This is a genomic window from Microbacterium halimionae (assembly GCF_011761265.1).
Lineage (GTDB): Bacteria > Actinomycetota > Actinomycetes > Actinomycetales > Microbacteriaceae > Microbacterium > Microbacterium halimionae.
On record NZ_JAAOZB010000002.1, the window covers coordinates 857,903 to 870,791 of the forward strand.

The 12,889-nt window shown below is 60.3% G+C and carries 12 protein-coding genes and 1 tRNA gene; 11 read left to right on the forward strand and 2 right to left on the reverse strand.

The window, feature by feature from the left end:
* Window positions 1–2 precede the first annotated feature (2 nt).
* From FHS06_RS11880 to FHS06_RS11895, 4 genes are read left to right on the forward strand one after another with little or no spacing between them, the layout of a single operon-like run.
* Complete coding sequence (locus FHS06_RS11880; RefSeq protein WP_167049536.1) at window positions 3–1,361, forward strand: hypothetical protein; 1,359 nt, start codon at window positions 3–5, stop codon at window positions 1,359–1,361.
* A 48-nt stretch (window positions 1,362–1,409) separates the two neighbouring features.
* The gene (gene recO, locus FHS06_RS11885; RefSeq protein WP_167049538.1) at window positions 1,410–2,138 is read left to right on the forward strand and encodes a DNA repair protein RecO; all 729 of its coding nucleotides are present in this window, start codon (window positions 1,410–1,412) and stop codon (window positions 2,136–2,138) included.
* Window positions 2,135–2,938 carry an isoprenyl transferase gene (locus FHS06_RS11890; RefSeq protein WP_167049540.1) on the forward strand — a complete coding sequence of 268 codons (804 nt, stop codon included), beginning with the start codon at window positions 2,135–2,137 and terminating at the stop codon, window positions 2,936–2,938. Before recO ends, FHS06_RS11890 begins: the two co-directional genes overlap by 4 nt.
* Before the next feature lie 36 nt (window positions 2,939–2,974).
* On the forward strand, window positions 2,975–3,652 hold the full coding sequence (locus FHS06_RS11895) for a DsbA family oxidoreductase (protein ID WP_167050331.1): 678 nt from the start codon (window positions 2,975–2,977) through the stop codon (window positions 3,650–3,652).
* A 41-nt stretch (window positions 3,653–3,693) separates the two neighbouring features.
* Here FHS06_RS11895 and FHS06_RS11900 read toward each other — a convergent pair whose 3' ends face one another.
* On the reverse strand, window positions 3,694–4,194 hold the full coding sequence (locus FHS06_RS11900; RefSeq protein WP_167049542.1) for a glutathione peroxidase: 501 nt from the start codon (window positions 4,192–4,194) through the stop codon (window positions 3,694–3,696).
* A 57-nt stretch (window positions 4,195–4,251) separates the two neighbouring features.
* On the opposite strand from FHS06_RS11900, the gene dusB reads away from it, so the two are divergent.
* The 6 genes from dusB to FHS06_RS11930 all read left to right on the forward strand — a co-directional run bounded on the left by dusB (window position 4,252) and on the right by FHS06_RS11930 (window position 11,253).
* Complete coding sequence (gene dusB, locus FHS06_RS11905; RefSeq protein WP_167049544.1) at window positions 4,252–5,406, forward strand: tRNA dihydrouridine synthase DusB; 1,155 nt, start codon at window positions 4,252–4,254, stop codon at window positions 5,404–5,406.
* Entirely contained in the window at window positions 5,396–6,763 is a 1,368-nt protein-coding gene (locus FHS06_RS11910; protein WP_167049546.1) for a deoxyguanosinetriphosphate triphosphohydrolase, read from the forward strand. Before dusB ends, FHS06_RS11910 begins: the two co-directional genes overlap by 11 nt.
* Complete coding sequence (dnaG, locus tag FHS06_RS11915) at window positions 6,763–8,649, forward strand: DNA primase (protein ID WP_167049548.1); 1,887 nt, start codon at window positions 6,763–6,765, stop codon at window positions 8,647–8,649. The genes FHS06_RS11910 and dnaG overlap by 1 nt, the downstream gene beginning before the upstream one ends.
* Before the next feature lie 34 nt (window positions 8,650–8,683).
* Entirely contained in the window at window positions 8,684–9,496 is an 813-nt protein-coding gene (locus FHS06_RS11920; RefSeq protein WP_167049550.1) for an ATP-binding cassette domain-containing protein, read from the forward strand.
* Between the two features lie 90 nt (window positions 9,497–9,586).
* Window positions 9,587–9,659 (forward strand) — tRNA-Asn (locus FHS06_RS11925).
* A gap of 190 nt (window positions 9,660–9,849) precedes the next feature.
* On the forward strand, window positions 9,850–11,253 hold the full coding sequence (locus FHS06_RS11930) for an SPFH domain-containing protein (protein WP_167049552.1): 1,404 nt from the start codon (window positions 9,850–9,852) through the stop codon (window positions 11,251–11,253).
* 16 nt (window positions 11,254–11,269) lie between these two features.
* On the opposite strand, the gene def is transcribed toward FHS06_RS11930, so the two are convergent.
* On the reverse strand, window positions 11,270–11,836 hold the full coding sequence (gene def, locus FHS06_RS11935) for a peptide deformylase (protein ID WP_167049554.1): 567 nt from the start codon (window positions 11,834–11,836) through the stop codon (window positions 11,270–11,272).
* A gap of 42 nt (window positions 11,837–11,878) precedes the next feature.
* On the opposite strand from def, the gene FHS06_RS11940 reads away from it, so the two are divergent.
* Window positions 11,879–12,880 (forward strand): DMT family transporter, encoded by a 1,002-nt coding sequence (locus FHS06_RS11940; protein ID WP_375138700.1) that lies wholly within the window; start codon window positions 11,879–11,881, stop codon window positions 12,878–12,880.
* The last annotated feature ends 9 nt before the right edge of the window (window positions 12,881–12,889 follow it).

Genomic DNA, 12,889 nt, shown 5'->3' on the forward strand with positions numbered 1-12,889 from the left:
TCATGCCGACGCATCCGACTGCGGCCGAAGACACTCGCCGCGGCAGCCGCGCCGCGTGGACCGGTCTGATCCTGGCGCTGGTGCTGATAGCGGCAGCCATCGTGATTCCCAATGTCACCGGCTGGGACGTAGCCACGCGGGCGTCCCGCTCCGAAAACCCAAACGCTCTGGCGCCGCTTCATGGGTTGTGGTCACCGCACGCCGGCATTGCGAGCGCGGTGGCAATCATCGTGGCGATGCTTGCTTGGCGCTACGCGCCCCGATTCTCGCGTGAGCTCTCGTGGCGCGCGCTTCTTGCCGCAGCATTCTTGGCGTCACTCGTCTGGATGCTGGCGCTGGCTTTCGTTGACGGTCCGAGCGGAATCTCGCGAGTTCTCGGTAATCCCTACGAATACCTCGAGACAGCGCGGGGTGTGACGAACGTGGGGGTGCTCCTGCAGGAGTACATATCGCGCATCCCTCTCGACGCAGAAAACAATTGGGTGACGCATGTTGCAGGTCATCCGCCAGCGACGCTCCTGTTTTTTGTGGGGTTGGTTCGTATCGGACTCGGCTCGGATTTCGTCGCGGGCCTCGTCGTCACTGTGATTGCGGCATCCCTGGCTCCCGCCGTGTTGGTCACGATGCGTGCGTTGAAGGTGGAAGACGTTGCCCGCCGCGCAGCGCCGTTTCTGGTTTTCACACCGGCCGCTGTTTTTCTTGCAGTCTCAGCAGACGCAGTCTTCGCCGTCGTGGGTGCATGGGGCGTTGCCGCACTCGCGCTTGCCGCAGCCGCCCGCAATCGAATTATGTGCATTATCTGGGCAGTGGGTGGGGGACTATTACTCGGGCTGCTCCTCGAGATGTCGTACGGGATGCTGCTGTTCGGTGTTCTCGCAATCGCTGTGTTGATCGCGGGCAAGAAGTGGCTCGTCTTGCCGATTGCCGCGGCTGCCGCGCTCGCGGTCATACTGGCTTTTGCCGCCGGGGGTTTTTCGCTGTGGGAAGCATTTGCGGTCATACGCGAACGGTATTGGGACGGTATTGCCCGCCGCCGTCCCTTCGAATACTGGGTTTGGGGCAACCTTGCTGCCCTCGCGATAAGCGCTGGTCCGTTCGTCGCGGCAGGAATTGCTGCAATGAGCCTAAAGCTCCGAAAACTGAGCGTTCCCGTCTTGTTGGTCGCCGCGGCCGCCGTCATGATCGTTCTCGCCGATCTCTCTGGCATGAGTAAAGCCGAGGTTGAGCGAATCTGGCTGCCGTTCATCCCATGGCTGACGATTTCGTTGGCGTATTTGTCGCCACGGTGGCGTTCAGCAGCACTCGGCGGACAGCTGGTGTGGGCGCTCGTCGTGCAACACCTGTTTTATACCGTGTGGTAGTCGGCCCGTCTTCGAGCGAACCCAGTGTTTGCGGGAGATAATTAGAAGATGCCTACCTATCGCGACGAAGCTGTTGTGCTGCGCACACACAAGCTCGGCGAAGCTGACCGCATCGTGACGATGCTGAGTAGGCGACACGGAAAAATTCGCGCCGTCGCAAAAGGGGTCCGTCGCACGTCGTCCAAGTTCGGATCACGGCTGGAGCCATTCATGGTGGCAGATGTGCAGCTCTATATCGGCCGTTCGCTAGACGTCATTCAGCAGGCTGAGTCTCTGGGCTCCTACGGGAGTGAGATCGTCGCTCACTACGACAGATATACGGCTGCGAGCGCCATGGTTGAAACTGCTGATCGCCTGGGTGACGCCGAGGCGTCGACGTCTCATTACTTGCTTCTCGTAGGCGGCCTGCGTGCACTCTCGCGGGGTGATCACGCCCCGCGCAACATACTTGATTCATATTTGCTGCGTGCTTTGGCTTTGTCGGGATGGGCGCCGGCGTTTGATGAGTGTGCGCGTTGCGCCCAACCTGGACCACACGACATTTTCGTTGCGCAGATGGGCGGTGCCGTCTGTGCGTCTTGCGCGCCGGTGGGAGCGCCGCGTCTGTCGCGGGAGACTGCCACGCATCTTCGTGCGCTGATGGCGGGGGAGTGGGAGATCGTCGACGGCGCAGAAAACGCGGCGTCCTCGGCGGCGTCAGGCTTGATCGCGGCGTACACGCAATATCACTTGGAGCGCGGCATCCGCTCTCTCAGCCACATGGAGACAACCCGATGACGCCGAAGCCTTACACACACCGTGACGCCGTGGAATACCGTGCGCTGGACTGGACGGGCATTTACCCTCCAGAATTCCCTCGTGGTTCGGTGCCAAACCACGTCGCAATCGTGATGGACGGTAACGGTCGATGGGCAAACCGCAAAGGTCTTACGCGCGTGGAAGGGCATAAAGCGGGCGAAGCGGCACTTCTCGACGTTGTCGCTGGTGCGATACAGGCCGGAGTCAAGCACCTCTCGGTTTATGCCTTTTCGACTGAAAACTGGTCACGTTCGCCCGACGAGGTTCGATTTCTCATGGGGTTTAACCGTGACGTGCTGCATCGCCGTCGCGATCAACTCAACGAGTGGGGTGTGCGCGTGCGTTGGGCTGGGCGCAAACCTCGGCTGTGGGGTTCGGTGATCAAGGAGCTGCAGTACGCGGAAGAGCTCACGCGCAACAACGACACACTCACACTCACGATGTGTGTGAACTACGGTGGCCGAGTCGAAATTATCGACGCGATGCGCTCGATCGTCGATGAGGTGGCGGCGGGAAAGCTTCGCCCTCGTGCTGTGAGCGAGAAGCTTCTTCGCCAGCACCTCTATCTTCCGGATATGCCGGATGTCGACCTCTTCTTGCGATCGAGCGGCGAACAGCGCACTTCCAACTTTCTCCTGTGGCAATCCGCGTACGCAGAGTTCGTCTTTCTCGATACTTTGTGGCCCGACTTTTCGCGCACCGATCTTTGGGAAGGTGTCTCTCGCTATCTCGATCGGGACCGCCGATTCGGCGGTGCGAAAGACGCACCAACTAAGTAAGGGAATAGCGTCGCCGTCTTGGCGGTTTCGTCCTATATGACGGATGCCATCAAGATCGACGTGTGGAGCGACATCGCCTGCCCGTGGTGCTATATCGGTAAGAGAAATCTCGAAACAGGCCTGGCTGAGGTTGCCGGCGATGCTGACGCACCTCGGGTCGAGGTCACATACCACTCGTACGAACTCTCACCCGATACACCGGTCGACTTTGAGGGCGATCAAACGGAGTACCTTGTGCAGCACAAGGGGATTTCACGCGAGCAAGCCCTCGAAATGGCGGCTCGTGTTACAGATGTCGCGCGCGACGCCGGACTTGATTATCACTTCGACAATCTCAAGCACACCAACACGGTTAAGGCACACGAGCTTGTGCACTTCGCGAAAGAAAAAGGCCTTCAGGGCTCGATGAAGGAGCGCCTTCTGTCAGCGCACTTCGTCGAGGGCCGCCACGTGGGGCGCATCGACGACCTGGTCGAGCTCGCCGTAGAGATCGGGTTAGACGCGGATGAGGCGCGTGAAGCTTTGATCTCGGAAAAGTACGTGGAAGCAGTGCGTGCCGACGAGGAACAGGCTCGCGCGTACGGCATCAACGGTGTGCCATTTTTTGTGATCGATGGAAAGTACGGCATCAGCGGCGCTCAGCCTCCTGCCGCCTTCTCTCAGATCGCGCGCCAGGTGTGGGCGGAGCATCAAGGGGAACCGGCAGCGGTCTAACGTACGGGCGGCGCAGGCCTAAAGGGCTGCGCCGCCGAACGTTACTTCGGAAGATTGCTTTCGATCACTGAAACGATCGCGGGGTCGTCGGGCTTCGTCTGCGGGCGGAATCGGTGCACAGTTCCCGAGGGCGTGAGGACGAACTTTTCGAAATTCCACATGATGGGTCCTCGTCGACCCTCTTCATCCTTCGCCTTCTTCAGCGCCTTGTAGACGGGCGCAGCTCCCATGCCGTTCACCTTAACCTTGTCGAGGATTGGGAAGGTAACTCCCCACGTCATCGAGCAGTATTCTTGGATCTCTTCGCTCGTGCCGGGTTCTTGTCCCATGAACTGATTGCACGGAAAGCCGAGCACGGTAAAGCCGCGGTCCTGGTATGTGCGTTGGAGCTCTTCCAACTGCTCGTACTGCGGCGCGAGACCGCACTTGGAGGCCACGTTCACAACGAGCACAACCTGGTCGCTGAAATCAGCGAGTCGTGCGTGTGTGCCGTCGGAAGTGAGGAAATCTATGTCGCGCAGTGAAGTCGTCGTCTCGCTCATGTTCACAGCGTATGCCCGCGCCACCATGAGTGGGCTGAGGTGAGAGAGAATAAACATGTGACTTCTGTACTCGCTACTGCTCCGACTCTTCGGATCGGACCTCACGCGCTCGAGGTACCCGTCGTGCTCGCCCCCATGGCAGGGATCACAAACACAGCGTTCCGGCGGCTGTGCCGCGAATACGGCGCGGGGCTGTACGTCAGCGAAATGATTACGTCTCGTGCTCTCGTTGAGCGTAACGACACGACCATGCGGCTCATCACACACCACGAATCAGAGACTCCACGCTCGATTCAGCTTTACGGCGTCGACCCCCAGACGATGGCCGAGGCTGTTCGCATTCTCGTCTCGGAGGATCGCGCCGATCACATCGATTTGAACTTCGGATGCCCCGTCCCCAAAGTCACACGCAAGGGTGGCGGTTCGGCGCTGCCATGGAAGCTCGATCTTTTCCGTGACATTGTCGGCGGCGCCGTGCGCGCGGCAGGAGACGTTCCGCTGACTGTCAAAATGCGAAAAGGCATCGATGATGATCACCTCACATACCTCGAAGCGGGCCGGATCGCCGAAGGCGAGGGTGTAGCTGCTGTCGCTCTGCACGCCCGCACAGCCGCCGAGTTTTACTCCGGCCACGCCGACTGGTCTGCAATTGCGAATTTGAAAGAAGCAGTGACCTCCGTACCGGTGCTCGGAAACGGCGATATTTGGTCGGCCGATGACGCCGTGCGCATGATGGCAGAAACCGGCTGTGATGGTGTCGTGGTGGGCCGTGGATGTCTTGGGCGTCCGTGGCTGTTCGGTGATCTTGCCGCAGCGTTCGGAGCGGATGTGGCACCGGTGGATGCCACCCTTGGATTCGTCGCCAATGCGTTCCGGCGTCATGCCGAGCTCCTCGTTGAATTCTTCGATGACGAAGGTCGCGGGTGCCGGGATGTGAGAAAGCACGTTGCCTGGTATTTCAAGGGCTATCCGGTCGGAGGCGAGACGCGTGCGCAGCTCGCGACCGGTAGTTCGCTCGCCGAATTCGATGAAATCCTTGGAACTCTTGACACGCATGCTCCGTATCCGGGGGCTGCTGCAGAGGGCCAGCGCGGACGCGCCGGTACTCCGAAGCGTCCGGCGCTCCCAGAAGGCTGGTTGGACTCGCGCGACGTCACACGCGAAGCTTCCCGAATGATCGCTGACGCAGAAGTGGAAAACAGTGGCGGTTGAATCAACAATCTCGGGCATTTCGACAGGTCGTCCGAGCGGGTACTCGAACGATGACGCCTCGCGCTTTTTTTCTGAGGAGCATCGCTCACAGCGCGACGACTTCGCTCGTGATCGTGCGCGCGTACTTCACTCCGCGGCCCTTCGGCGGTTGGCGGCGAAAACTCAGGTGCTGAGCCCGGCAAGTCCCGCCGACTTCGCACGCAACCGTCTCACTCATTCGCTGGAGGTTGCGCAAGTAGGCCGCGAACTCGCGACTGCTTTGCAGCTGTCGCCGGATGTCGTCGATACTGCCTGTCTCAGCCATGACCTTGGCCACCCGCCTTTTGGGCACAACGGTGAACGTGCTCTCAACGAGTGGGCCGAAGACATCGGCGGATTTGAGGGCAACGCACAGTCCCTTCGGATTCTGACCCGACTTGAGCCGAAGGTAGTATCGAATGGCCGTAGCTACGGGCTCAACCTCACCCGAGCGAGCCTGGATGCGACGAGTAAATATCCATGGACGAGCGCTAACCCGCTTCCAGATCCCGGCGGTCGGCTCAAATTCGGCGTATATCCGGACGATGAAGATGTCTTCCACTGGCTGAGGTCCGGTGCGCCGGGGCGGGTGCGCTGCATCGAGGCCGAAGTGATGGATCTCTCGGATGACATTGCCTACTCGGTACACGACTTCGAAGACGCCGTCGTCAATGGATATCTTGATCCGCGACGCCTTTCTGATGTGCGTGAGCACTCAGCACTCCTCAGCGCAATTCAAGCCTGGGTCGGGTACGACTTCACTCGAGATGAACTCGCAGACGCGCTTTACCGACTCTTGCAACTCGACGAATGGGTCGAAGACTTCGACGGATCACGCGCATCTCTCGCGCGGTTGAAGAACCTCACGTCTGACCTCATTGGGCGGTTCGCCCGTGCTGCGACGTCAGCAACCCGCGACGCCTACGAGTCGCCGACACTCACGCGCTACCACGGCCACGTCGTCGTGCCGCGCGTGATCGAGGCTGAAATGGCAGTCCTGAAAGGCACGATTGGTGCATTTGTTGTGACCATTGAGGGTAGAAAGAGCCTGTACAAAGAACAACGTCATGTGCTCAAGCGGCTTGCGACAGCGCTCTGGGAAAAGCCCGAGCATCTCGACGCGATTCACGTGGAAGATTTTGCGACGGCAACATCGGATGCCTCACGCAAGCGTGTGATTGTGGACCAGGTCGCGACCCTCACCGACCGGTTTGCCATTTCATGGCACGGCCGGCTCGTCTCTGAACTTGATATGGCGGCGCTTGGTATGTGGGTGCCCGACATCCGCCCGATGGTGCGTTCGTCGTACGCGCTGCCCGAACCCCTCGAAGGCCTCTGATGGCGGGGCTGATCGCTCAGGCAGACATCGAAGAGGTGAAGTCGCGCGTCAACATTGCTGACGTCATCGGTGAGCGTGTTGCGTTGAAGTCAGCAGGCGTCGGCTCGCTCAAGGGACTCTGCCCTTTTCACGACGAGCGCAGTCCAAGCTTTCATGTGCGCCCGCAAGTGGGTTTTTATCACTGTTTCGGATGCGGGGAATCCGGCGACGTCTATACCTTTCTGCGCCAGATGGACCACGTCTCGTTTACAGAGGCCGTCGAGATACTTGCGGGCCGTGTCGGTTACTCGTTGCATTACGAGGAGGGCGGTGCGGCCCCGGAGACCTCGGGTCGCTCTCGGCTTTATGCCGCAAATGCTGCTGCTGCTGAGTACTTCCGCGGGCAGCTGAGTAGCAGCGAAGCTGCAATCGGGCGAAAGTTTCTCGGCGAGCGTGGCTTTGACGCCGGAGCCGCGGCGCGCTTCGGCGTGGGATACGCGCCTAAAGGGTGGTCACACCTTCTGGATGCGCTGACGGCAAAGGGGTTCTCGAAAGAGGAACTCACGATAGCGGGACTCGTCTCTCAGGGGCAGCGGGGGATCTACGACCGTTTTCGTGGGCGTCTGGTGTGGCCGATTCGAGACCTCACCGGACAGGTGCTCGGATTTGGCGCGCGTCGCCTCCACGACGATGACAATGGTCCGAAGTATCTCAACACCCCTGAAACACCGATATATAAAAAAGCTCAGGTGCTGTACGGGCTCGACCTCGCGAAGCGAGACATTTCGCGTTCCCACAGTGTCGTCGTGGTTGAGGGATACACCGACGTTATGGCGTGTCACCTCGCCGGCATCACCACCGCAATTGCGACCTGCGGAACGGCCTTCGGCACCGACCACATCACGGTGCTTCGCCGTGTCATGGGTGATGACAACTCGTCTGGCGAGGTTATTTTCACCTTCGACCCCGACGAAGCCGGCCAGAAGGCAGCGCTCCGTGCATTCGGCGATGAAAAGCGCTTCGCAGCTCAGACCTACGTAGCGATTGCTCCCGAGGGCCTTGACCCCTGTGACCTCCGGCTGAAACGGGGCGATGGCGCCGTACGCAGCTTGATCGATGCCAAATCACCCATGTTCGAGTTCGCAATCGACCGCCGGCTTGAAGGATTCGATCTCGCGACAGTCGAGGGTCGCGCGGGTGCGCTCGGCGCCGCGGCTCCGATCGTCGCAGATATTCGCGACCCATCGCTTCGTCCGGGTTACGTGCGTGTTCTTGCCCGCCGCATCGGTCTGGAACTTGGCGAGGTGCGCGCGGCTGTCGAGCGCGCAGCGCGTCGTGGAAACGACGCCGCGAAGAACCCTCGGAAGATGACGACGCCGCAAAATGGCGCTGCAGGAGTGGACGGAGCGCCAAACACAAACGATGCTCCCGCGATCCGGGTGAGCGTTCGTGACCTACCTCGCACGGCAGAGACCGCTTTGGAGCGCGACACGCTCATGGGCGCGCTCCAGTACGGGCACCGTATGGACGCAGACCTTTTCCGGCGCGCAATGGCGGTAGATTTTCATACTCCAGGTCTCGATGCCGTGCGCCAGTCCGTCGCGGCCGCCCCCGATCCGCAACGAGCCGGTTGGGCAGTGGATGCGGTATCTCGGGTACGTGAGCCGTACCGCACGCTGGCCGCGGAACTACTGACGTCAGACTTTCCTGCTCGGGATGACGAACACGCAGTAGCTTCTGCCAATGACCTCGCACGGCGGGTGTTGATGCGTGCTCTTGATCGCGAAAAATCTGAACTTGTCCGGCAGATGAAGCAGTTCCCTGGCGACTCAATAGAGAGCCGCAAAGCGCAAATACGCGCGAGAGAAATAGACATTGAGCGGGCGCAGGTTCGCGGCGAGCAGTAGCGAAGAGCTCTTCAGACAGGGCAGGATGAACCGTATGGTTCGCTCTAAACCGGCTTCTGTCGCTGTCGATGTTAACGACCTCTCAATCGAGCGGGTCTCCGGCCGCGGTGGTGACACTGCGCGAGTCGTGGACGGGGTCACTTTCACTCTCGAACGCGCTAATACGCTCGTGTTGATGGGACCGACCGGTTCCGGAAAAAGCTCGCTCGCTGCGATGCTTGCCGGGCACGGCGGACCAGACATGAAAGTTGTGGGCGGCGACGCACGCGTTGAAGGAATCTCTATCCGCAAGGGCGGTCACCCGCTTCGGCAGATTACCTATCACGCGGGTTTTCTCGCGCAGGGAGATGCCGCACGCCTTGCGCCACGGTCGACGGTCGCCGAGATCATCGCTGAACCGGTCACAAGTCGCGATCGTCGGGCCAACGCGCGTGCGATCGCGGTGCGTGTGGCTACGTTGCTCGACGAATTCGCGCTGCCCTTGGGTATGACATCGAAATATCCTTATGAGCTCAGCGCGGGAATGCGCCAACGCGTGGCACTCGCTCGGGCCTTCATGCTCGAACCGCGATTGCTCATCGCTGACGACGCTTTTGCGAACCTCGACGTCGATTCACGGCGGCTTGTGCGCGAGGCAATCATGCGACGCCGAGACGAGCGTGGGATGGCTGCGGTGCTCGTGACGAACGATACGGATGCCGTGAACGCTCTCGACCCCTACGTTCTCGTTCTGCGGGCTGGGCACCCGATCGCCTTCGGGCGCGGAACGAAAGATCTGCTGTGGACGCCGAGTTCGGAGGCGGACTCAAGGCTCGTCGCGCCGAGCACACTTCCGACGACGCGCTGACGGAGTTTTCTCGACAAAGCAGCAAACGTGCACGGGCACCCTTTGACGTTTGCTAAGCTTGTCTGGTTGCCCGTTAAGGGCAGTGAATATTCCTCCATAGCTCAATTGGCAGAGCAATCGGCTGTTAACCGGTAGGTTCTTGGTTCGAGTCCAAGTGGGGGAGCAATTTCCTCAAAAAAGCCCCTCAACAGGGGCTTTTTTGTGTTTGAGGCAACGCTGATGCGAGTTTGTCACAGCAACATTTGCACACTCTGTGGTGCGAATAAGTTTGCGCAGGATCTCCACCTTCGGGAAATCGGTAGGGTTGAAGAACCGCGTAGTGAACGCTCGCGGGCACGCTGTCTGGAGGAACTATGGAGTTCGCCGCACTAGGGGCTGTCGGTCTCATTGCGATCATTGCCGTCGTAGTCATCATCGTCGTTGCCATCATCGTGGCGATCCTGATTCGTGCCTGGTATCGCGTGGCGCGCGCAGATGAAGCTCTTGTCATCGTCGGTAAGCGCCAGAAGAGCAATGACGGCGGTTCATCGCGCATCACTGTGATTACCGGCGGCGGTGCAATAGTCAATCCGCTGACGCAGCGCGCCGAAATGATCTCCCTTCGCGCCCGTCAGATCAAGATGGAGCCGACGGCGCAATCGTCGAACGGCGTGACGGTAAACGTCAACGGAGTGGCCCTGGTCAAAATCGGGTCTGACCCCGAGTCTGTGCGGCGAGCGGCAGAGCGGTTCGCGTCTCAAGACAAGGCAATCGAACAGTTCACGACCGAGCAGCTCGAGGGTGCGCTTCGTGGCGTAGTCGCGACGCTTACCGTCGAAGAACTGATGCGCGACCGGCAGCGGCTCGCAGATCAGATTGCAGAAGGAATCAAGGGCGACCTGTCTTCCCAGGGTCTTATCCTCGATTCTTTCCAGATTCAGGGCATTACTGACTCGAACGGTTACATCGCAGCTCTTGGCGCGACCGAGGTTGAGCGCGTAAAGCGCGATGCAGACGTCGCCAAGATCAACGCAGATCGCGAGATTCGCGCTCGCCAAATTGCGACCGATGAGGCGAACCTGATCGAGCAGACAGCGCTCGACAAGAACACGGCGGCGGCCAAGGCTCAGGTCGGTCGGGCCAATGCTGAGGCAGAGCAGGCCGAGGCGCTCGAGCGTTCCGAGCGGCAGCAGGCAGTTCTTCTGCAAGAGGCTGAGAACAAGCAAGCGCAGCTCGACGCGGACGTGCAGAAGGTTGCTGACGCGAACCTTTACGAGCGCCAGCGTGCAGCGGATGCCGACGCTTACGCTCACGTGAAAGAAGCTGAAGCTCACGCCCAGATCGCTGAGCAGCAGGCAGCCGCGACGCGTGTACGCGCCCAGGCAGACGCCGATGCAATTCGCCTCGAGGGTGACGCCCGAGCTGGAGCTATTCGAGCAGAAGCTGAAGCGCTCTCTCAGAACCAGGAAGCGCTTCTCGCGCAGCGTGCGCTTGAATCGCTTGTTCCGATGATGACCGAGTTCGCAAAGGGATACGACAAGGTCGGCTCCATCACCGTTCTCGGGGGAGAGGGCGCCAGTAGCCACCTCGCCAGCGAGTCGGCTTCGGGACTCCGTGCCACCTTCGACGCCGTCCGAGCGGCGACGGGCCTCGATCTCGCCTCGGTTATCCAGGGACGGGTTGTTGGGCAGAGCGTCGGTGACGCTATCGCCGATGCCTCACCGGCAACGCCGGCTGCAGCTTCAACAGAGGCTACGAAGACCGCGACCGAGTCCTAGAGCACGTCCTAGGACGTCACGCGTCGACGTCGTCGACTCCCGGCATCCAGGAGACGCCCGGCCGGTTCCAACCGCGCTTCCGCGCGATCTTCTGTACCGTCTTCCAGTCGCTGTCATCAATACGATCGATATAGAGCACGCCATCCAGGTGATCGAACTCGTGTTGCAGAATTCGCGCACGCCATCCGGAAACCTCGATGCGAACCGGCGCGCCGTCAAGATCAGTTCCTGACACAACGGCTGCGTCGGACCGGCGAAGGGGGAATCTTTCTCCTGGCACAGAGAGGCAGCCCTCAGCTTCGTCGTCTGGGTCAGGCTCTCCAGGTTCGATCGGACGTATCCACAGCTCGGGGTTGATGATCACACCGCGCCAGGGGGCGCCGTCGTCGTCGGGATAGGTGTACGTGAAGATCCGGAGCGCGACGCCCACCTGCGGGGCCGCTAAGCCCACTCCGGGCGCGGCATCCATCGTCTCCAACATGTCGGCGACGAGGGTTCGGATTTCGTCGGTGATCACATCGACAGGCGCGGCAGGCGCGTGAAGAACAGGATCACCCATGATGCAAATTGGAAGAACAGCCACGCCTTGAGCCTATCGAGCACACCTGCCAGCTAGTGTTTTATGGTGTCCTGGTTTTCTCCCACGCTCGACGACGTCAGCAACCAGCTGGTAGGGGTTTTCGATAACCCCGCTTTGCTTCTCGGCATTCCGCTGGCCCTCGCTGGCGCCGTCTTCATGTCGTTTGGAGCGCAGTACCAGCACCGAGGTGTGACAAAAGTTGGCGAGCTCGCCGGCGGTGCCAACTCAAACGGCCTGACGCTCTCTCAGCTTGGCCGCCTACTCACGCGCCCGTCATGGGTGTTGGGTACTGTCATGCTTGGTCTCGCAATTGTGTGCCAGCTGGGCGCACTGAGCGTGGCGCCCCTCATCGTTGTGCAACCGCTTGGTGCGATCTCGCTGGTGATCACAACCCTCTTGAATGCACGCGTGACCGGACACACCCCGACTCGCCGCTCCATCACTGCGATCATTGCCTGCGTCGGTGGCATTTTCCTCTTCGTAACGGTTGCAGCGTTGTTTGCCGTGGAGCAGGCCGTGACGACGCGTCAGATCTCGGTCGTGCTCGTCCTCTTGTTCGTGATATCCGTCGCTCTCGTGCTGCTGTGGCTGCTCTTTCGTCGCCGTAAGGCACGCGCACTTTTTTACGTCATTGCGGCTGGCATTGTGTACGGCTTTGTCGCGACTCTGGCAAAGATCGTGATTCTTCGGCTCCAAGCTGGCAACTTCGACTGGTTGACGCTCCTGAGCCTGCTCGCGCTTGTCGCCGGAACGGCGCTCGGTGCGTACTTTGTGCAGACCGCATACTCGTCGGGTCCGCCCGACTTGGCAATTGCAGGCCTTACTGTGGTGGATCCTATGGTCGCCGTAGTCATCGGGCTTGCCGTGCTCGGTGAAGGATCAGCTGTCCCGATCTGGGGCTACGTCATCTTTGTCGTTGCCGGTGCGATCGCCATCTGGGGCGTGATCAATCTTGCGATTTATCACCCACAGGTTATGAAAGACAGTCAAGAGCTCAAAATCCAACGCGGCAGCGGCGGACTTCTTGACCCGGACGAGACCGACTAAGCTCGTTCG